Annotated in this window: 22 protein-coding genes; 19 read left to right on the plus strand and 3 right to left on the minus strand. The window is 56.3% G+C overall.

Annotated features, from left to right (window positions below; all coding sequences use genetic code 11):
- Positions 1-127 precede the first annotated feature (127 nt).
- From V5P19_RS02720 to flgA, 3 genes are all read right to left on the minus strand, one after another.
- Positions 128-571: a flagellar export chaperone FlgN gene (locus V5P19_RS02720; RefSeq protein ID WP_334399889.1), complete on the minus strand. Its 444-nt coding sequence runs from the start codon at positions 569-571 to the stop codon at positions 128-130.
- A gap of 17 nt (positions 572-588) precedes the next feature.
- Positions 589-882 carry a flagellar biosynthesis anti-sigma factor FlgM gene (gene flgM / locus V5P19_RS02725; protein ID WP_334399891.1) on the minus strand — a complete coding sequence of 98 codons (294 nt, stop codon included), beginning with the start codon at positions 880-882 and terminating at the stop codon, positions 589-591.
- Positions 883-951: 69 nt separating this feature from the next.
- Positions 952-1650 carry a flagellar basal body P-ring formation chaperone FlgA gene (gene flgA, locus V5P19_RS02730; protein WP_334399893.1) on the minus strand — a complete coding sequence of 233 codons (699 nt, stop codon included), beginning with the start codon at positions 1648-1650 and terminating at the stop codon, positions 952-954.
- Between the two features lie 236 nt (positions 1651-1886).
- On the opposite strand from flgA, the gene flgB reads away from it, so the two are divergent.
- From flgB to V5P19_RS02825, 19 genes are all read left to right on the plus strand, one after another.
- Complete coding sequence (gene flgB / locus V5P19_RS02735) at positions 1887-2297, plus strand: flagellar basal body rod protein FlgB (RefSeq protein ID WP_134348025.1); 411 nt, start codon at positions 1887-1889, stop codon at positions 2295-2297.
- Between the two features lie 6 nt (positions 2298-2303).
- Positions 2304-2708 (plus strand): flagellar basal body rod protein FlgC, encoded by a 405-nt coding sequence (flgC, locus tag V5P19_RS02740; RefSeq protein WP_252002138.1) that lies wholly within the window; start codon positions 2304-2306, stop codon positions 2706-2708.
- Between the two features lie 8 nt (positions 2709-2716).
- Positions 2717-3424 (plus strand): flagellar hook capping FlgD N-terminal domain-containing protein, encoded by a 708-nt coding sequence (locus V5P19_RS02745; RefSeq protein ID WP_334399899.1) that lies wholly within the window; start codon positions 2717-2719, stop codon positions 3422-3424.
- 26 nt (positions 3425-3450) lie between these two features.
- Positions 3451-4638, plus strand: a complete 1188-nt coding sequence (flgE, locus tag V5P19_RS02750; protein WP_334399901.1) for a flagellar hook protein FlgE — start codon at positions 3451-3453, stop codon at positions 4636-4638.
- 9 nt (positions 4639-4647) lie between these two features.
- Positions 4648-5385: a flagellar basal body rod protein FlgF gene (locus tag V5P19_RS02755; RefSeq protein ID WP_334399904.1), complete on the plus strand. Its 738-nt coding sequence runs from the start codon at positions 4648-4650 to the stop codon at positions 5383-5385.
- A gap of 19 nt (positions 5386-5404) precedes the next feature.
- Positions 5405-6187 carry a flagellar basal-body rod protein FlgG gene (flgG, locus tag V5P19_RS02760; protein ID WP_334399906.1) on the plus strand — a complete coding sequence of 261 codons (783 nt, stop codon included), beginning with the start codon at positions 5405-5407 and terminating at the stop codon, positions 6185-6187.
- A gap of 60 nt (positions 6188-6247) precedes the next feature.
- A complete protein-coding gene (locus tag V5P19_RS02765) occupies positions 6248-6934 on the plus strand; it encodes a flagellar basal body L-ring protein FlgH (RefSeq protein WP_134348079.1) in 687 nt (228 codons plus the stop codon).
- Between the two features lies 1 nt (position 6935).
- Entirely contained in the window at positions 6936-8063 is a 1128-nt protein-coding gene (locus tag V5P19_RS02770) for a flagellar basal body P-ring protein FlgI (protein WP_334399908.1), read from the plus strand.
- Entirely contained in the window at positions 8063-8989 is a 927-nt protein-coding gene (gene flgJ / locus V5P19_RS02775) for a flagellar assembly peptidoglycan hydrolase FlgJ (protein ID WP_334399910.1), read from the plus strand. Before V5P19_RS02770 ends, flgJ begins: the two co-directional genes overlap by 1 nt.
- A gap of 108 nt (positions 8990-9097) precedes the next feature.
- On the plus strand, positions 9098-10741 hold the full coding sequence (flgK, locus tag V5P19_RS02780; RefSeq protein WP_334399912.1) for a flagellar hook-associated protein FlgK: 1644 nt from the start codon (positions 9098-9100) through the stop codon (positions 10739-10741).
- Between the two features lie 10 nt (positions 10742-10751).
- The gene (flgL, locus tag V5P19_RS02785; protein ID WP_334401117.1) at positions 10752-11645 is read left to right on the plus strand and encodes a flagellar hook-associated protein FlgL; all 894 of its coding nucleotides are present in this window, start codon (positions 10752-10754) and stop codon (positions 11643-11645) included.
- Positions 11646-11721: 76 nt separating this feature from the next.
- Positions 11722-13347, plus strand: coding sequence for a methyl-accepting chemotaxis protein (locus V5P19_RS02790; protein ID WP_334399916.1), 1626 nt, complete (start codon positions 11722-11724; stop codon positions 13345-13347).
- 158 nt (positions 13348-13505) lie between these two features.
- Positions 13506-14228 carry an RNA polymerase sigma factor FliA gene (gene fliA, locus V5P19_RS02795; RefSeq protein WP_334399918.1) on the plus strand — a complete coding sequence of 241 codons (723 nt, stop codon included), beginning with the start codon at positions 13506-13508 and terminating at the stop codon, positions 14226-14228.
- A 363-nt stretch (positions 14229-14591) separates the two neighbouring features.
- On the plus strand, positions 14592-14942 hold the full coding sequence (gene flhD / locus V5P19_RS02800; protein ID WP_134348035.1) for a flagellar transcriptional regulator FlhD: 351 nt from the start codon (positions 14592-14594) through the stop codon (positions 14940-14942).
- Between the two features lie 2 nt (positions 14943-14944).
- Complete coding sequence (gene flhC, locus V5P19_RS02805; protein WP_134348036.1) at positions 14945-15520, plus strand: flagellar transcriptional regulator FlhC; 576 nt, start codon at positions 14945-14947, stop codon at positions 15518-15520.
- An 83-nt stretch (positions 15521-15603) separates the two neighbouring features.
- Positions 15604-16500, plus strand: a complete 897-nt coding sequence (gene motA / locus V5P19_RS02810) for a flagellar motor stator protein MotA (protein ID WP_320387175.1) — start codon at positions 15604-15606, stop codon at positions 16498-16500.
- Positions 16497-17402, plus strand: a complete 906-nt coding sequence (gene motB, locus V5P19_RS02815; protein WP_134348038.1) for a flagellar motor protein MotB — start codon at positions 16497-16499, stop codon at positions 17400-17402. Before motA ends, motB begins: the two co-directional genes overlap by 4 nt.
- Positions 17389-19335, plus strand: a complete 1947-nt coding sequence (gene cheA / locus V5P19_RS02820; RefSeq protein WP_334399926.1) for a chemotaxis protein CheA — start codon at positions 17389-17391, stop codon at positions 19333-19335. The genes motB and cheA overlap by 14 nt, the downstream gene beginning before the upstream one ends.
- The gene (locus tag V5P19_RS02825) at positions 19332-19844 is read left to right on the plus strand and encodes a chemotaxis protein CheW (RefSeq protein WP_334399927.1); all 513 of its coding nucleotides are present in this window, start codon (positions 19332-19334) and stop codon (positions 19842-19844) included. The genes cheA and V5P19_RS02825 overlap by 4 nt, the downstream gene beginning before the upstream one ends.
- The last annotated feature ends 107 nt before the right edge of the window (positions 19845-19951 follow it).

Consider the following 19951-nt stretch of genomic DNA (forward strand, 5'->3'; position numbering starts at 1 on the left):
TGCCGGGTGGCGCTTCGCTTACCCGGCCTACGAAACGACGAAACCCGTAGGCCCGTGCAAGCGCAGCGCCGCCGGGCAAAAAAAAGCCCGCCGAAGCGAGCAAAGAGGACAACGCAGACAGGAAAAGTCAGATGCTGATGTTGTATTTGCGCCCCGAGGGCAGCTGGCTGGATTCCCCGGCCGGGCCGTACAGCGCGTTGGCGTGGCCAACGTGGTCAATCGCCTTCTGGATGTGCTGATTTTTCTTCATATGGCTTTGCAGCAGCGATTCCACTTTTTGGTTCAGCGCTTTGGTGCTGCGCACTTTCTCATGCACCAGCTGCCAGCTGGCGAACAGCTTGCCGAGCCCCGGGTAGGGGGCTTCGGTGCCGGAGGTCTGCTCCTGCTGGCGGCGCATGTCGTCGTAATACTGAAGGGTCGACAGCAGCTGGTTTTTGTTATCCGCCAGCACCTGCAGCGACACCGGGTTGATTTGCGTGCGGTTGAGCTGGTTGACCTCTTCAATCATGATCGCCTCCAGCTCATCCAGCGACGTTTTCATCTGCGCGAGTATCGGGTAAAGCTTGTCCATAACGGTCCTGCTCTCGGTTAAAACTGAAACATGTCCTGCACCATGGCCTGAGCGATTTTCTCAGGCTCGATGCGCAGGGTACCGGCCGACAGCGCGGCGCGAAGCTCGGCGACGCGCGCGTGGTCTACGTCGCGGCTGTCGTCGGTCTGGATCTTTTTCGTCAGCTCGCTCAGGGTGACGTTGGTTTTGTCGCTCTTTGGTGAACGTTTTGCCGTAGCGTCATGTTCCTGAGGCTGCGTGCGGGCACGCAGATCCTGAGTCGGGGCGATTTTGGCAATCGGCGCGGTATTCTGGCTGCTGTTAATGCTCATGGGTGTCCTCGCAAATCAATTTATGTACTCAATACTTCTTTCATCGGTGATTCACAAAAAACCTAAAATTTATTGTTGGGAAATAATCATCACCTGTCCGTCAGCCCCTACTTTTCCACTCACGGTGCGCCCGCCCGCGGTTTTCACCTTCAGCACGTCGTCCACCGCCGCATTGTTCAGCGCCTTGCCCTGGCTGCGAATACGAAAGCCGGAACCGGCGGTGACGAGGTCAACCGTCTGCCCGGCGCGCAGCCGCCACTGCTGGCGCAGCTGATTTTCCAGAAGCGGTTTCCCGGCGTCGACGGCGCGCGTCAGACGCTGGCCGATAATCTCGTCAGCGTTAAAAATTAAGCCGCCAGGCTGGTGGTCGAGGTTGCCGGTCACTGGCTCGATGTCGCTGCGCTGGACAATCGCGCCGCCGGGCAGGCTCTGGCTGGCAACCCACCAGGTGCCTTCGGCGCTGATGCGTACCGGCAGGAAATGACGACGCGCGCCGCACTGTGCCAGCACGGTACGTTTGCCGGTCAGGCGGCTGTCGCGCCCCACCAGGCTCAGCTCCGGGTTATCGCATACGGCGGCCAGCTGTGCCGGAGTAGCAAGCAGGGTTGCGGTGCGCACAATTTCGCTGCCGCTCTCGGGCTGTTTAATCAGAGCGTCCAGCTTGAGCATCAGGCGCTGCTTCGCCGTCTGGGCAGACGGTACGCTGGCTGCGGCGGTGGCAGAACAGAGCAAGACGGCCACCGCCGTGCTGAATAATCGGAACTTCATCTTATTGCCTTAATATATAAAACGTGGCTAAATTATATACGCAGAGACAGGGGTTTTATTGCCTTAAATAATGACACTTGTGACGCCATTTAAATTCTTCGATGTTTTAACACTCCCCTCATTATTTCTATTTCCCTAAATAGGCTTATTTCTGTCGGGTCTTCGCAGTGTGATATTTCACAAGCGCTGACTACACTATCGCAGTTTAAATAATGCGAGACAGGAGTCCTGTTGTCATGAATAAACTCGATGACGCCTTTCGCTTTCAACAGCAAGCGTTAGGTTTGCTGTCGCGCCGTCAGGATATTCTGGCGTCGAATATTGCGAATGCCGACACACCTGGCTACCAGGCGCGAGATATAGATTTTACTCAGCAGTTAAAAAATGCCATGGAAAATAACAGCATGGCGAAATCGCCCGTATCACTGTCATTAACGTCAAATAAGCATATTGAAGGTAAAGCGATGCCGTTTGACGACAGTCAGTTGCTGTATCGCATACCGGATCAACCGAGTGCTGATGGCAATACCGTGGATATGGATCGTGAGCGCGTCAATTTTGCGGACAACGCCGTGAAATATCAGTCAGGACTGACGTTCCTGGGCGCGGATATTAAGAAAATGATGACAGTGCTCAGTCAGGGGTAATAAGCGATGTCGCTCTTTAGCGTATTTGATATTTCGGGCTCGGCGATGGCCGCCCAGTCGCGACGCCTTAACGTCAGCGCCAGCAATATGGCCAACGCCGACAGCGTGGCGGGGCCGGACGGCCAGCCGTACCGCGCCCGTCAGGTGGTGTTTTCCGTTGATGCGTCTGCCGGTCAGGAGATTGGCGGCGTGCAGGTCAGCGACGTGGTGGAGAGCAGCGCGCCGGATCGCCTGGTCTATGAGCCGGGTAACCCCATGGCCGATGAACAGGGTTACGTGCGCATGCCCAACGTCAACGTGATGAACGAGATGGTGAACACCATTTCAGCCTCGCGCAGCTACCAGGCCAACGTGGAAGTGATGAACTCCGCCAAAAGTCTGATGCTGAAAACATTAACTCTTGGTCAGTAAGGGCGCATATGGCGGTTTCTTCAATTAACAACAACAGCGGCACGGGCGGCACGGGCACCGGCAGCAGCGCGGCGGATCTGTCGAACCAGTTTATGACGCTGCTGGTGGCGCAGATGAAAAATCAGGATCCCACCAACCCAATGGACAACAACCAGCTCACCTCCCAGCTGGCGCAGTTCAACATGGCGGCGGGCGTTGAGAAGCTCAACAGCTCTGTGGCGGGCGTTCAGGCAATGATGATTCAGCTCGGCAGCATGAGCGCCTCCTCCTGGGTGGGACGCAGCGTGCTGATTGAAGGGGAGGCAAAAGTCTCCTTCGGCGAGCCAGAAGGGATTGGTATCCATCAGGTGGGTGCCGATCGTCCGGGCGGTTCGGACGACTTCCACTTCGTCCTGGTGGGTGACGCCGAGACGGTGACCGTCACGCTGCACGATGGCGATCAGGCGTACACCGCAGAGCTGAAGAACGTGAAGTCCGGCATGAACAAATACAACCTCGACGACCTGGAAAACTTCAAGCCAGAGCCGGGGCCGTCTCGCGATCGCGAGTACACGCTCTCCTTTGAGGCCAGCAATCCTGAAGGGGAAAACCCGGAAGTGATAGGCCTGGTTCAGGATCAGGTGCAGGGCGTCACGATGGATCCGAGCGGGCCGATTCTGCATCTGCTCAATAACGATCCGATCGGCATGAACAAAGTGTTTGTCATTCAAAAATAGTCACTACTTACTTCTGGAAATTAATTATGGGTTTTTCACAAGGTCTTAGCGGCCTCAGTGCCGCAGCAAAAGCGCTGGACGTGGTGGGTAACAACATCGCCAACTCCCAGACCGTGGGGTTTAAAGCAGGCTCCGTTTCGTTTGCCGATATCTTTGCCGGTTCAATGGGGATGGGGGTGCAGGTGGCAGGCGTGAGCCAGAATTTTGGCCAGGGTGGCCCAGCGACGGGCGGTTCAGCCCTGGATATGATGATCTCAGGCAATGGCTTTTTCCGTATGGTCGACGAGGCGGGTAGTGTGTTCTATGGCCGTAACGGCCAGTTTGAGCAGAACGAAAACGGCTTTATCGTCAACAAAACAAACGGCATGTTTTTAACCGGTTATCAGGCGACGGATGGGGTGATTAACCCTGGCGCCCAGGTGGGGCCGATTCGTATTCCGAAAGACGATATGCCAGCGGCAGCGTCTGAGAACGGAACGCTGAAAGGCAACCTGAAATCAGATGAAAAACTCATCACCGCTGCTTTCAACAAGGATGATGACAAGACTTATAACTACACCAGCGAAATTCAGGCGACCGACAGCCTGGGAAATAAGCACGCTATCAAAGTCTATTTTGTCCATACGGCAGAAGGAAAATGGAAAGCCTATGCCGAGGATTCCACCTCTCCTGATGGTATGGTCAACATTGACCTGAATTTTGACACCAGCGGCAATATCGTGGGTGCGGCGGAAATGACCGTCAAAGGCAAAGCCTATAACGGCTCGGCAGCACTGGAGCTTAAGCTGGATCTGAAGGGACTCACCCAGAATGCCGGGGATATGCAGGTAATTGTTGACCAGATCGATGGTCAGGCACCGGGTAAATTTAACAACTATCAGGTGAGCGATACCGGCGAAGTGATCGCCATCTACAGCAACGGCAAGCGTCAGACCGTGGCGCAGGTGGTGCTGGCAGACTTTGCCAACGCGGGCGGTCTGGAGCAGCAGGGTAACAACCTGTGGGCAGAGACCGTGCAGTCCGGTCAGCCATTCCTCGGCACTTCCGGCATGGGCAGCTTCGGCAGCATCGAAGGCGGCATGCTGGAATCTTCCAACGTCAACCTGGGTGACGAGATGGTCAATATGATCGTCTATCAGCGCAACTACCAGTCCAACTCACAAACCATCAAAACCCAGTCTGAAGTGCTGCAGACGCTGGTTAACCTGCGTTAAGGCTGAGTGATGGATCGCGCAATCTATACCGCCATGAGTGCCGCTAACGCGGCGCTCAACCGCCAGGCGGTCACCTCAAACAATCTGGCGAACAGCTCCACCGCGGGCTTTCGTGCCCAGCTGGCGGCCTTCCGCTCGGTACCCATTGAAGGGGAAAGCCTGCGCACCCGTGCGCTGGTGGCGGAGACTACTCCGTTTCACGACACCACCATGGGGCCGATTACCCATACCGGCCGCAGCCTGGATGTGGCATTGCCGCAGAACGGCTGGCTGGCGGTAGCGATGGACGACGGCAGCGAAGGCTACACCCGTAACGGCGCCATTGAAGTGGATCAGGACGGGGCGCTCAGCGTCAACGGCCGTCCGCTGATGGGCGACGGCGGACCGCTGGAAGTGCCGCCGCAGTCGCACGTCACCATCGGCAGCGACGGTACCGTCTCGGCGCTCGGCATGGGCGATGACCCGACGGCGCTGGTGCCGGTTGGCCGCCTGAAGATGGTCAACGCAGAGATGAACGGCATGGTTCACGGCGACGACGGTCTGTTTCGCACCGCGGGCGGCGAGATGCTGGCGCAGGACGAAACCCTGCGCCTGACGCCGGAGGCCATCGAGGGCAGCAACGTCAGCCCGGTACAGGCGATGACGCAGATGATCGCCAACTCCCGCGGCTTCGACATGAACATGAAGGTGATCCGCACCGCCGACGAGAATGCCCAGAAGGCCAACCAGCTATTAAGCGTGAGCTAAGGCCGCGCAAGGAGTCATTATGATTCGTTCTTTATGGATCGCAAAAACAGGGCTGGAAGCACAGCAGCTCAATATGGACGTTATCTCCAACAACCTGGCGAACGTCAACACCAACGGCTTTAAGCGCCAGCGCGCCGTGTTTCAGGATCTGCTCTATCAGAACATGCGCCAGCCTGGCGCGCAGTCGACCGAGCAGAATACCCTGCCGAGCGGCCTGCAGCTGGGTACCGGCGTGCGTCCGGTGGCGACGCAGCGCGTTCACACCCAAGGCGGAATGAACCCGACCGGTGATGAATACGACGTGGCTATCGAAGGGGAAGGGTTCTTCCAGGTGCAGATGCCGGACGGCAGCACCGCCTACACCCGTGACGGCCACTTCTCGAAAAGCCCGGACGGGCAGCTGGTGAATGCCGAAGGCTACCCGATCCAGCCGGGGATCGTTATTCCGCAGGATGCTACCAAACTGAACATTGGCAGCGACGGCATTGTCAGCGTGAAGGTACCGGGCCAGGCGGAAGAGCAGCAGATTGGCCAGCTGACGCTGACGACCTTCGTCAACAACGCGGGTCTCGAAAGCATCGGCGGCAACCTCTACAAAGAGACGCATTCCTCCGGCGCGCCGAACGAGCTGAACCCGGGCATGGAGAGCGCGGGCACGCTGAAGCAGAGCTACGTGGAAATATCCAACGTCAACGTGGCGGAAGAGCTGGTGACCATGATTCAGGTGCAGCGCGCCTACGAAATCAACAGTAAGGCGGTTTCGGCATCTGACCAGATGCTGCAGCGTCTTTCCCAGCTGTAATCCTCTCTGGCCGCGCGTGCGGCCAGACATTTTATCGACACTGACATGAAAATACTTTCTATGCACATTCCGGCGGCCGCGCTGCTGGCAAGCACGCTGCTGCTCGGCGGCTGCGCGCACATTATGCAAAAGCCTCTTGTTGAAGGTCCGACAACGGCAACACCATTACCGATGGCACCGGCAGCGACCGGCGGCTCACTGTTTCAGGCAGGGCAGGGGATGAACTACGGCTATCAGCCGATGTTCGAAGACCGCCGCCCGCGTAACGTGGGCGACACGCTGACGATCCTGCTGCAGGAGAACGTGAGCGCCAGCAAAAGTTCCTCCGCCAGTGCCAACCGTAATGGATCGGCCGGTATGGGGCTGATTGCAGTACCGACCAAACTCAACAGCTGGCTGGGCGATGGCAAAGCGGATTTCGAAGCCGAAGGCAAAAACGATTTCGCAGGCAAGGGCGGCGCGGCGGCGCGTAATACCTTTACCGGCACCATCACCGTGACCGTGAAAGAACTGCTGCCCAACGGCAACCTCGGCGTGGTGGGTGAGAAGCAGATCGCCATCAACCAGGGTACCGAATTCATCCGCTTCTCCGGGGTGGTGAACCCGCGCACCATCAGCGGCAGCAATACCGTGCCGTCCACCCAGGTGGCGGATGCGCGCATTGAGTACGTCGGCAACGGCTACATCAACGAAGCGCAGAACATGGGCTGGCTGCAACGCCTGTTCCTGAACCTCTCTCCTTTCTGATATGACCATGAAAAAAGAATCTATCCTGTTTTTTCTCAGCATCCTGCTCTACGGCATGACGCTGGCGGTACCTAAAGTGGTACACGCGGAACGTATCCGCGATCTGGCGATGGTGCAGGGCGTGCGTTCCAACTCCCTGATGGGCTATGGCCTGATTGTCGGTCTTGACGGTACCGGCGACCAGACCATGCAGGCGCCGTTCACCGGTCAGAGCCTGAACAACATGCTCTCGCAGCTGGGGATCACCGTTCCGGCGGGCACCAATATGCAGCTGAAAAACATCGCGGCGGTGATGGTCACCGCCGAGCTGCCGCCGTTTGCCCGTCCGGGCGACAAGCTGGACATCGTGGTCTCCTCGGTGGGCAACGCCAAAAGCCTGCGCGGCGGCACGCTGCTGATGACCCCGTTGAAAGGGGCGGATAACCAGATCTACGCCATCGCCCAGGGCAACATTTTGATCTCCGGCGCAGGCGCGCAGGCGGGCGGTAGCCGCGTGCAGGTCAACCAGCTTAACGGTGGGCGCATCAGCAATGGTGCTACCGTCGAGCGGGAAGTGCCGAACGATTTCGCCACCCAGAACATTGTGCGCCTGCAATTGAACGAAAGTGATTTCTCGCTGGCGCAGCAGGTCAGCGACGCCATTAACCAGCGCTACAGCGGTGGGGCGGCGATACCGGAAGATGCCCGCACCGTGCGCCTTTTCGCGCCGCCGGACGGTCCGTCCCGCGTACGCTTCCTCGCCAACATTCAGGATATCCCGGTGAAGGTTAACGTCCAGGACGCGAAGGTGATTGTGAACTCGCGTACCGGCTCGGTGGTGATTAACCGCCACGTCTCGCTCGATTCCTGTGCCGTGGCGCACGGCTCGCTGACGGTGGAGGTGATGCAGAACAATATCATCAGCCAGCCCGATACGCCGTTTGGCGGCGGGGAGACGGTGGTGGTGCCGCAGACCGATATCTCGGTGCGCGACAGCGGCGGTTCGCTGCAGCACGTGCGCAGCAGTACCGATCTGAACGCGGTGATCCGCGCCCTCAACAGCCTGGGCGCTACGCCAAACGAGCTGATGTCGGTCCTGCAGGCGATGAAAAACGCCGGCTGTCTGCGGGCGAAGCTGGAGGTGAACTGATGAACGCCTTCGACAAGCTCGATCGGCCCGCCTTTGATGTCCGTTCGCTGGATACCTTAAAACGGGAGGCCGGGCGGCAAACGCCCGGCGCACTGAAAGCAGCGGCGAAGCAGATGGAGGGCATCTTCGTGCAGATGATGATGAAGAGCATGCGCGATGCCACCTTTAAAGACGATCTGATGAACAGCCAGTCGTCTGAGATGTACACCGCGATGCACGATCAGCAGGTCGCACAAAATATTGCCGGGAGTGGTCAGCTCGGCTTTGCCGATCTTATCGTCCGCCAGCTGGGTGGTGAGAGTGAGCAGTCTGCCGCAACCGTGAGCGCGCCGGGACGCGACTTTATGCGTCCGGGGCTTTCTTCGGCTCCCGCCACCGGCCCGCTGCGCCTGCCTGCACCGGTGTCGTTCGCTAAACCGGCGGAAGGGGCGCATCCATTCATTTCCCGACTGCTGCGCCCGGCCCAGGCGGCCGCGCAGCAGAGCGGGCTGCATCCGCACCTGATCCTCGCCCAGGCGGCGCTGGAGTCCGGCTGGGGCAAGCGTGAAATCCCGGCGGCGGACGGCAGCCCGAGCCACAACCTGTTTGGCATCAAGGCCACCGGCGACTGGCGCGGCAAAACTACCGAGATCACCACCACGGAATACATCAACGGCGTGAAGCAGAAGGTGAAAGCCGCCTTCCGCGTGTACGACTCGTATGAACACGCGCTGGCGGATTACGCGAAGCTGCTGACCAAAAATCCGCGCTATCGCGGGGTCGTGCAATCAGATTCGCCAGAGCAGGGGGCGAAGGCGCTGCAGGCGGGCGGCTATGCGACCGATCCGGCCTACGCCAAAAAGCTCATTACCATTATTCAGAAGGTGAAAGGCGATATTCAGCAGGGCGTGAACGCCTATAAAAACGATATCGACAAACTTTTCTGACAAAGAAGTTTTAGAGAATTTTTAAATCACCGATGAAATAAACAGAGCCATGAACATTCTGGCCCGGAGGTGAACGCCGGGCCCGCAATCAGGGAATATCCAGAGCGTATGAATAACCTTTTTAATTTAGCCAGAAACGGCATCAGCGTGGCGCAGGCCGCGATCCGGGTGACGGGCGATAACCTGACGAACGGGATGTCCGCCAACTACAGCCGTCGTAGCCTGATTATCGGTGAGCTAGGCGGCATGTCGACCGGGCAGGGCTTTTTTGGTTACGGTGCCCGTGCCAGCGGCGTGGAACGTGCCTACGATGCGTTTGCCAACACCCAGCTACGCGATTCGCTGTCCAGCTACGCCTCGTTTACCGGAAGAATGGAACAGCTGGCGGATATCGACAACATGCTGGCCGATGAGGCGGACAACGTCTCCGTTTCGCTGGGCAAGCTGTTTAAGGACATGGCGACGCTGAGCGGCGATCCGGCCGATGGCCCGGCGCGCGCGGCGGTATTTACCTCCCTCGACGTGCTGGCAAACCGCTATAACGCCAGCGCCAAACGCTTGTCCGGGCTTGAGAAGAGCACCAACAGCCAGATTGAGCGCAGCACCAAAGAGATCAACAGCTTCACCGAACAGCTGGCCCAGGTGAATAAGCAGCTGGAGCGTCTGCAGGGAAATGGCGCGCCGCCTGCCGATCTGCTCGACCAGCGCGACGCCCTGCTGGAAGGGCTGAGCGAGCATCTGGGGATTACCGTGACCGAAGACCATACGTCGGGTCGCGTGAGCGTCACGCTGTCCGATGGACGCCCGCTGGTCTCTGAAGGCACGGCGTACAAGCTGCAAACCTCGCCGTCCGATGCCGATCCCGGCAAGGTGATTGTCTCCTACGTGGATGCGAACGGCAAAGCGTCACCGCTGGATGAAAACGCCATCACCAAGGGACGTCTGGGCGGGCTGTTCAAATTCCGCAACGAAGACCTCACCGTCGCCCGTCAGGATCTGGATCAGATTGCCTTTATGATGGCGCACCGGATGAACGAGCAGAACCGCGCAGGTTTTACGCCGGACGGGACGGCGGGTGACGATCTCTTCTCTTTGCCGGATATCAAAGCCATTGCAAACGCCAAAAACAAGGGCGGCGACGTGCTGGATCAGATCACAGTGACCAGTTTCAAAGATGTGAAGTCAGAAAATTATGACATCAGCTTTGATGGTACAGACTGGATTATCACCGGCGCTGATGGACGTAACGTTACCCCCGACCCTGCTGCACTGCCAGGCGCGCTGAAGTTTGATGGGATTGAAATTACCCTGCCAGCGCCGTCGACGGCCCAGGCCGGAGACAAATTCACCCTTAACCCGATGGCGGGCGCAGCCGAAGGCATCAGCCGCAAGATAACCAGTGCGCAGGACTTCGCGGCGTCTGACAACGACGCGGACGGCCCGGGAAATAACAAAAACCTCGAAGAGATGCTGAAAATTCAGGATGAGGCGCTGATTGGCAACGATACGCTCAGCGCGGCCTATGCCAGCCTGGCGGGGAAAATTGGTGAAAGCGCCCGCGAGGTCAGATCCTACGCCACCAGCGCTGAAAATGATTTGCGAACCAAATATGACACCAAGCAGGCGATCTCCGGGGTGAATATGGACGAGGAATATATCAACCTCGATATGTTCCGACAGTATTACAACGGCAACGCGCAGCTGCTGAAAACCGCAACCGCGATGTTTGATGCCCTGCTGGCCATCCGATAAGGAAAAGATGATGCGATTAAGTACGCTTTACATGTACAAGCAAAGTTCGGAGTCGATGACAAAGCGCATGAGCCAAAGTAACGACGCTTATCTGCGGATGTCAGCGGGCAAAACGTTACTCAAAGCCTCAGACGACCCAACCGCCGCGACCGACGCGGTAAAACACCAGGACGCGCTGGCGAAGCTGGAGCTCTACAGCAACGTGCGATCCCGTGCACGCAGCGGACTGGAGTTTCAGGACCATATTCTGAACGGTGTCGGTAACCTGATGACCACCACCCTGAAGGAAAAAATCGTTGCCGCAGGGTCTGACACTTACTCCGATGAGGACCGTAAGGCACTGGGGAAGGAGATAGAAGGTATTCGCGAGAACATGCTGGATTTAGCCAACAGCCGTGACGCATCCGGTCGCTATATTTTCAGCGGGTTTAATACCGATACGCCCGCGTTTGATGAAGACGGGACGTATCAGGGGGGAGATGAGGCGCGTAAACAAACCGTGGCTGACGGCACTGAGATGCAAACCAGCCATCTCGGTGATGCTGTTTTTGGTGATATTTTTGTGCTTCTCGAAGATGCCGTTACGGAATTAAGCCGTGACCCCATTGATTACGACGATTTGAAAGCCGCGCTGAGTGCAGCCAGCCAGGGTATTGATGCCGGGATCGATCGACTGGGCAAAGTCCAGGCCGAACTGGGGACCAACATGCAGCAGCTTGATGCCCTGGATCTCACCGGTGATGTGATGATTAACGACACCATTGTCAAAGTGCAGGATGCCATTGGCGCAGATACCAGCATGCTGGTCACGCTGGTGTCGGAATCGCAGATGTCAGAGCTGGCGTTTAACGCCTCGATGTACGTCTACAAAAACATGCAGAAAATGACTCTGTTTAATATGTGAAGCATTAAACCGCTTAATTAACCTTTCTTCAGGCGCTACCGCGTACGGTTAAGCCGTGCGCGGCAAGTGAGAAACTATGTTAACGAAACTCAAAATTTACAGTGCAGTCAGCCTTATTATTGGCCTGTTTGCCATTATGGTATTCGGCGTTACGGCGTATTCCGTCTATAACGCCATGGGCAATAACAGTAATTTTAAACGTATTGTTGTCGCCTCTGAAAATAACGATCAGATGCGCGATGCGGCTTATAACATCAGTGCGGTGATGGCCAATACCAACGGTTTGATGCTGCAGTCGGCGCTGGGTAACCCGGTGTCGGAGAATGTGGCCAAACATACGCAGAACGTCGTGCGTATGGCCCGTCGTAATATGGATGCGTTTATGGCGTCGCCGTTTAACACGCCAGAAGAACGTCGTCTGGCTGCTGAAGTGAACGCGGCATTTAACGCGGTCTATAAAGTGGCCGAAGTGAAGCTGGGCTATTTGCGCAACCCTGCAGGCTATTCCGGTTCACTGGAACAGGATATGGAACTGCGCACCACGCTGCGTAATAAAGTGGAGCAGTACAGCGACGCCAGTACCCGTCTCAGTGAAACCTATATCAGCGAGTCCGAACGTGACTACAAGATGATGATGGGCGTCGGCGTATTCGTGGTGTTGCTGGCGATTGTGATGCTGTTAGTTGTTCGCTACTGGCTGCGTAATACCCTGGTGCGCCGAATGGAAACGGCGGTGGAAACCCTGCGTCGCGTGGCCGCGGGCGATCTCAGCCAGGCGATTGAGAGCGGTAGCCAGAATGAAATCGGCAATATGCTGACCGAACTGGAGACCATGCGTACCTCCCTGACCAGCACCATTCTGGGGATCCGCGACAGCGTGCAGCGCATTCACACCAACGCCCAGGAAATTGCCCACGGCAATAACGATCTCTCTTCCCGTACCGAAGAGCAGGCGGCGGCGCTGCAGGAGACGGCGGCCAGCATGGAGCAGATTAAAACCACCGTGCGTCAGAATGCTGACAACGCCCATGCGGCGCGTGAACTGGCGGAAAGCGCCAGCACCAATGCCCATAACGGCGGGGAAGTGATGCAGAGCCTGGAGCAGATCATGGCCCAGATCACCACCAGCTCGCGCCAGATTGCCGACATCAACGGCGTGATCGACAGCATTGCCAATCAGACCAACATCCTGGCCCTGAACGCGGCGGTGGAAGCGGCACGTGCGGGTGAGCAGGGACGTGGCTTTGCGGTCGTTGCCGAAGAAGTGCGGAACCTGGCAAAACGCAGCGCTGATGCAGCCAAAGAGATCAACCAGCTGATCAATACCAGCGTGAGCAATATTGACATCGGTTCGCGTCAGGTCGGACAGGCCAGCACCGTGATGCAGGAGATTGTGACCTCGGTTTCGCAGGTGACGCAGATCATGGGCGAAATCACCTCGGCATCGGACGAGCAGAGCGCGGGCATCAACCAGATTTCGCAGGCAGTAAATGAAATGGATCTGGTGACCCAGCAGAATGCGGCGATGGTTGAAGAGGCGGCCATGGCAGCGGGGGATCTGGAAGCCCAGTCCGATGCGCTGGAAAAACTGGTGGCGCAATTCAGGCTGAGTCACGAGAGCCGCGTGACGAATGTGGCCGTGGAGTCGAATAAGCCGCAGCGTCAAAAAGAGCCAGACCTGGCCCAGTGGGAAACCTTTTAATCATATTAATTGCCGTCATTAATTACGCTGTTTTGCAACATAGCGAATTAATTAAAGCGAAGTAACAGAATGCGCATTTTTATAAAGGCTTATTGCACTATTTGAATGCGCCATTTCACCGGATAATTCTCGAAGAGAATAGCGGGTGGAATGCAATCGTGGATGGTATTTATACGGCCGAAGGGCTGGAAGATAAATCGGTAGTCTGGTCTAAGTATCATTATCTGGTGCGGCAGGAAGCATTGCGTTTACATAAGCGGCTTCCTGCCAGCGTCGAGCTGGATGATTTAATTCAGGCAGGCTCAATAGGTTTTTTAAGCGCAGTCGAAAGTTTTGACCCGAAAAAAGGGGTGACGCTCACCGCGTGGATCACCCAGCGGGTGAAATGGGCATTATTAGATGAGCTGAGAGAAAGTGACTGGGTTCCGCGTCGGGTACGAACCCATACGCGGGAAATTGTCGCACTTATTCAGCAAATTGAGCAGGAAAAAGGCGGAGAAGCCACCGAAGCTGAAGTTGCGGAGCGCATGGGCGTCTCGCTGCAGGAATTTCAGCAGATGCTGACGGATAATAACTCCAGCCAGATGTACTCGGTTGATGAACTGCAGGAAAATTATGCCGACAGCTGGGAAACGAGTGATGACGAGAATGAACAGCTTAATCCGCTGAATGATTCCATCAGGAAGAATTTGATGGAACGGATCGCCGAGCATATTCAGTTCATACCCGAACGAGAGCAGGTGCTGTTACAGCTCTATTACCTTCAGGATTTGAATATGAAAGAGATTGGGCTGATATTGGGGATTACGGAAACGCGCGTGAGTCAGTTACACAGCCTGGCGGTTAAGAGGTTAAGAAGTCGTATGGAGTCGGCATATTAATAATTACAGCTTATTAACATTTAAAGAGTAATACGGGTGGCAGAGCAGGATTAATCATTAAAATCAAGGTTTAATAACGTTTAACAATGCTTTATTAACTTTTTAAATCAACGAGTTAACATCAATTTGATGATTTAGGGAAATTTCTGTCGCTTGTTCGGAAAATGCTTAGTGTTTATGATTTTGCCAGTTTTGTGATGCAGCCTCCTTTGGCATTGATATGATATTTTGGCATTTACTGAGGAAGATTGACTTACCTTAGTGAATATCAATACCAAAAGACTCTCTGCATCAGTTCGGAAACGTTATCTATCTAAACTGACAAGCCAGTTGTTGGCTGAATAACATTGGGAGTTTTCACCTGTGTCCAATTTCGACGAGTACCTGCAAAATATTCACGATATTAACCTGTCCTATCTTCTGCTGGCACAGCAGCTGATCCGTCAGGATAAATTTGCGGCGGGTTTTCGCCTTGGATTGTCTGAAGGAACAATTGACAACCTTAAAGAGCTTTCGTTACCACAATTAATGAAGTTGTCCACCACCAATCAGCTTATTTGTCGCCTGCGTGTTGATGATGAAGTGGTAATTGAAAATCTGACTAAAGATTCGCGCATTGAAGCGCTGCAGCAGATCCACACCGGCATTATTTTGTCGACCAATCTTCTTAACGCCTTAAGCGAAGAAGAAGCCATGACCGCTGAGGAGGCATAATAATGTGTGGTGAAAAAAGTCTGCTGCAGGAAATTGATGAAGTGAATATCGCCATGGGATTAATTTCTCTGGGCGCGAGAATGCAGGTACTGGAATCGGAAACGTCGCTAAGCCGCCGTCGTCTGCTTCGGTTATATAAAGAATTACGCGGCTGTCCGCCGCCAAAAGGCATGCTGCCGTTTTCAGAAGACTGGTTTATGTCGTGGGAGCAGAATATTCACTCGTCCATGTTCTACAACATTTTCCTGTATTTGAAAAAGACCGAGCAGGGGCGTTCCATTGAAATGCTGATGAAGACCTATCGCCTTTATCTGGAGCAGTGCAGTTCTTGTGCGGATGATAAGCCGGTTCTTGGGCTGACGCGTGCCTGGACATTATTACGTTTTATCGACTGCGGCATTATTTCGCGTAAAGCCTGCAGCGTCTGCGGCGGCGGTTTTATCGTCACCACGGAATTCATTAAAAACCCATTTACCTGCAGCTTGTGCAGTCCACCGTCGCGTGCGCTTAAAAAATCCCAGGTGAGCAATACCGGGCTTCTGGGCTCGTTCGCCGCGCCGGAAATCCTGACGGCCTGATCCCTGCGACAGCTGTGCGCAAGATGGCATTTACCTGATGCCGGGTCTCCCGGCATCGGTCGACGTATGTAAAAGGAGAAATTGTGTTAGTTATTGTTGGCTATCTTGTTGTCATACTGACCGTTTTTGGTGGTTTTATTCTGTCCGGCGGTAACCTGATGGCGCTGTTTCAGCCGCTGGAGCTGCTGATTATCGGCGGTGCTGGCGTCGGGGCGTTTATCGTCGGCAACAACGTCAAATCCCTGAAGGCCACGGGGAAGGCGTTGGTCAAAGTTTTTATCGGTAAGCGCTACAACAAAGCGGTGTACATGGATTTGATGGCCCTGATGTTCCTGCTGCTCTCCCAGAGCCGCGTGCACGGGCTGATGTCGCTGGAAAAGGACATTGAAGACCCGCAGAACAGCGATATTTTCAGCGCCTATCCCCGCCTGATGAGCGACCCGATGCTCGCCAACTTTATCCTCGACTACTTCCGCCTGATGATCGGCGGCAGCATGAATTCCCATGAAATCGAAGCCCTGATGGACGAGGAGATCGAAACCTGCGAAGAGGAGCTGGAAGTGCCTGCTCACAGCCTGAACACGGTGGGCGACGCGTTTCCGGCGTTCGGTATTGTGGCCGCGGTGATGGGCGTCGTGAATGCCCTGGGGTCGGCGGATCGCCCGGCGGCGGAGCTTGGGATGCTGATTGGCCACGCGCTGGTGGGTACTTTCCTCGGGATCCTGATCGCGTATGGTTTCGTGTTACCGCTGGCGACGTTGCTGCGCCAGAAGAGTTCTGACCAGGTCAAAATTTTGCAGTGCATCAAAGTGACGCTGCTCTCCAGCCTCAATGGCTATGCGCCGCAGATTGCGGTTGAGTTTGGCCGTAAAACCATCTTTACCAGTGAACGTCCGTCGTTTGAAGAGCTGGAAGAGCACGTGCGCGATGTGAAATCCAACGCCACGCTGAAAACCAAATCGGCGGACAATGCAGCATGAAGAACGTCACGCCCGTCATCATTTCACGCAAGCGCAAAAAGAAGAAACACGCGCATCACGGCGGAACCTGGAAGATTGCCTATGCCGACTTTATGACCGCGATGATGGCGTTCTTTCTGGTGATGTGGCTGCTGGCGCAGTCCACGGACATGGAAAGGGAGCTGATTGCCGACTACTTCCGCATGCCGCTGAAGCCATCGATGGCGAACGGCGATAAAACCAGCCTGAGCGACAGCGTCATTCCCGGCGGTGGGGATGACATTCTCAAGCGGCAGGGCGAAGTGTACAAAGGGCAGCTTAGCCAAATCGATAAGCACAAGCGCATCGAAAGCCTGAAGCAGGCAAAAGAGAAGCTGCAGAAGATGATCGAAACCGATCCGCGGCTGAACAACTTCAAGTCAAACATTCTGCTGAACCTCACCAACGACGGTCTGCTGATCCAGATAACCGACTCGCAGGACAGACCGATGTTCCGCGTCGGCAGCGAGCTGCCAGAATCCTATATGAACGGCATTCTGCAGGCGCTGGTGCCGCTGCTGCAGGAACTGCCAAACGCGCTGAGCCTGACGGGACATACCGATTCGCTGCCGTATGCCGGTGGCGACGGCGGCTACAGCAACTGGGAACTCTCTGCCGGACGCGCGAATGCCGCCCGCCGGGTGCTAGTCCGTGGCGGGCTTAACGATGAGCGCTTCTTGCGCGTGATCGGCACCGCCAGCCGGATGCCGCTGGAGAACACGCCGCCGGAAAGCGCGGTAAACCGCCGCATCAGCATTCTGGTACTCAGTCGTTCGAAAGAGCAGGAGATCCGTCTGGAAGATACGCAGGCTCAACGTGCAGACAGCGTGCTGAGCGATATCAATCTGCAAAACGTGCAGGGTTATACCGATGGACATGAATGATTTTTCGCAGATCTTTTTTACCGAGGCGGAAGAACTGCTGGCCGAAATGGAGCAGGAACTGCTGCAGCTTGACGTGGTGGCGCCGGACCAGGAACAGCTAAACGCCATCTTTCGTGCCGCACACTCGCTGAAAGGCGGCGCGGCCACCTTTGGTTTTACTGCATTACAGGAGACGACCCACCTGCTGGAGAACCTCCTCGACCAGGCGCGGGCAGGGGAGAGAACGCTCAGTCGCTCAATCATCAACCTTTTTCTGGAATGTAAGGACATTATGCAAGCGCAGCTGGAAGCCTATCAGTCTTCGCAGGAGCCTGATGAAGCACGTTTTCGCTATATCTGTGAAGCCCTGAGGGAGATTGCTCTTGAAGGTCAGCAGCCCACGACGTCAGCGGAGACACCGGCCCCCGCGCCAACGCCGGCCAGCACGGCGAAGGCAACGGAAACCACGCTGGTGGTGACTCTGCGGAACGTCGAGGCGCGCGAGCAGACGATGCTGCGCGACGAGCTGACCAACATGGGCGAGATAACAGACGTTGAGGCGACGTCAGACAGCATGACCGTCACGCTGCGCACGACCGTCACGGCGGACGATATCACCGCCGTGCTCTGCTTTGTGCTCGACAGCAAGCAGATCGAGGTCTGCTCTGCACAAGCCACACCGCCGCCCGCGCCGGTACAAACGCCTGCTGCTGCGCCTGAGACCGTTGTCAAAAAAGCGCCGCCCGCGCCGCGTGTGGCAAATCAGGAGTCGGGCAGCATTCGCGTGGCGGTGAGTAAAGTCGACCAGATCATCAACCAGGTCGGTGAGCTTATCATCACCCAGGCGATGCTCTCCCAGCTGTCGCGTACCCTCGATCCTGCCAGTTACGATCTGCTCTCCGGCTGCGTGGCGCAGATGGAACGTAACACCCGCGAGCTGCAGGAGTCGGTGATGTCCATTCGTATGATGCCGATGGATTATGTCTTTAGCCGCTTCCCGCGGCTGGTGCACGACCTGGGCTCTCGCCTGAATAAAGTGGTTGAGCTGACCCTTAAAGGCGGCTCTGCGGAGCTGGATAAGAGCCTGATCGAGCGCATTATTGACCCGCTGACCCACCTGGTGCGTAACAGCCTTGACCACGGCATTGAAGAGAAAGAGGTGCGCGTCGCAAAAGGTAAACCGGTGACCGGGAACCTGACGCTCTCGGCCGAACACCACGGCGGCAATATCGTGATTGAGGTCAGTGACGATGGGGCGGGGCTGAACCGGGAGAAGATCCTCGCCAAAGCACGTTCTCAGGGGATGACCATCAGCGACACCATGAGTGACGACGACGTGTGGATGCTGATCTTCGCCGCCGGTTTCTCCACCGCCGAAAGCGTAACGGACGTCTCCGGACGTGGCGTTGGGATGGACGTGGTGCGACGCAACATTCTGGCGATGGGCGGCCACGTGGACGTGCTCTCGACGCCAGGGGCCGGGACGACCATCCGCATTATTCTGCCACTGACGCTGGCGATCCTCGACGGCATGCTGGTGAAGGTGGGGGAGGAGATTTACGTCCTGCCGCTGGGCGCGGTGATGGAGTCGCTGCGGCCGACCGACGAAATGCTGTGCCGCTTTGTCGGTGAAGAGCGTCTGCTGCAGGTGCGCGGCGAATATCTGCCGCTGGTGCTGCTGCGCCAGCGTCTCTCGGTGGCAGGTGAAGCCCCTGCTGACGACGGCATCGTGGTTATCGTGCAAAGCGCGGGCTGCCGCTATGCGCTGTGGGTCGATCAGCTTATCGGCCAGCAGCAGGTGGTGGTTAAGAACCTTGAACATAACTACCGCAAAGTTCCCGGCGTCTCCGCTGCAACCATCCTCGGCGATGGCAGCGTGGCGCTGATCCTTGACGTGGTTGAGCTCTCGACGCTCAACGCACCACAACCCCAGAGGGAGGGGGTAAACGCATGACTGTAGCAACCGCCAGTAAACCCAGCGCGACCGACGCTATTGCTCAGGAGTACCTGGTATTTCGCCTGGGAAATGAAGAGTACGGTATCGATATTCTCAAAGTTCAGGAGATCCGGGGCTGCGATCGCCTGACGCGCATACCGAACGCGCCGAATTTTATTACCGGCGTGACTAACCTGCGCGGCGTAATTGTGCCAATCGTCGATCTGCGCGTGCGCTTTGAACTGCCCGACCCGTCGCAGGATGACAGCACGGTGGTGATTGTGCTCAATCTGAATGACCGCGTGGTGGGTATCGTGGTTGACGGCGTGGCGGACGTGCTGTCGATGGATGTGGATAAGATCAAACCGACTCCTGACGTGGCTTCCGTGCTCTCTGGTCGCTACCTGCTTGGTCTGGGCGTGCTAGACAGTCGAATGATAATTCTTGTGAATATTGAAACGTTGCTGAGCCGTGAAGAGATGGCGCTGGTGGATTCAGTGACGGAGTCGTATATCGACTCCTTCTAAGGCATAGGCGCTTTCTGAGGACGGTAACGATCGGCAGGAGGTTGCTGCCAATTCATAAGTCGCTATTATGAATGTTCGTGTTTCCAGAAAGCGCTAAGGATTGCCAG

This window comes from Enterobacter sp. UNJFSC 003, from assembly GCF_036903355.1.
Taxonomy (GTDB): domain Bacteria; phylum Pseudomonadota; class Gammaproteobacteria; order Enterobacterales; family Enterobacteriaceae; genus Enterobacter.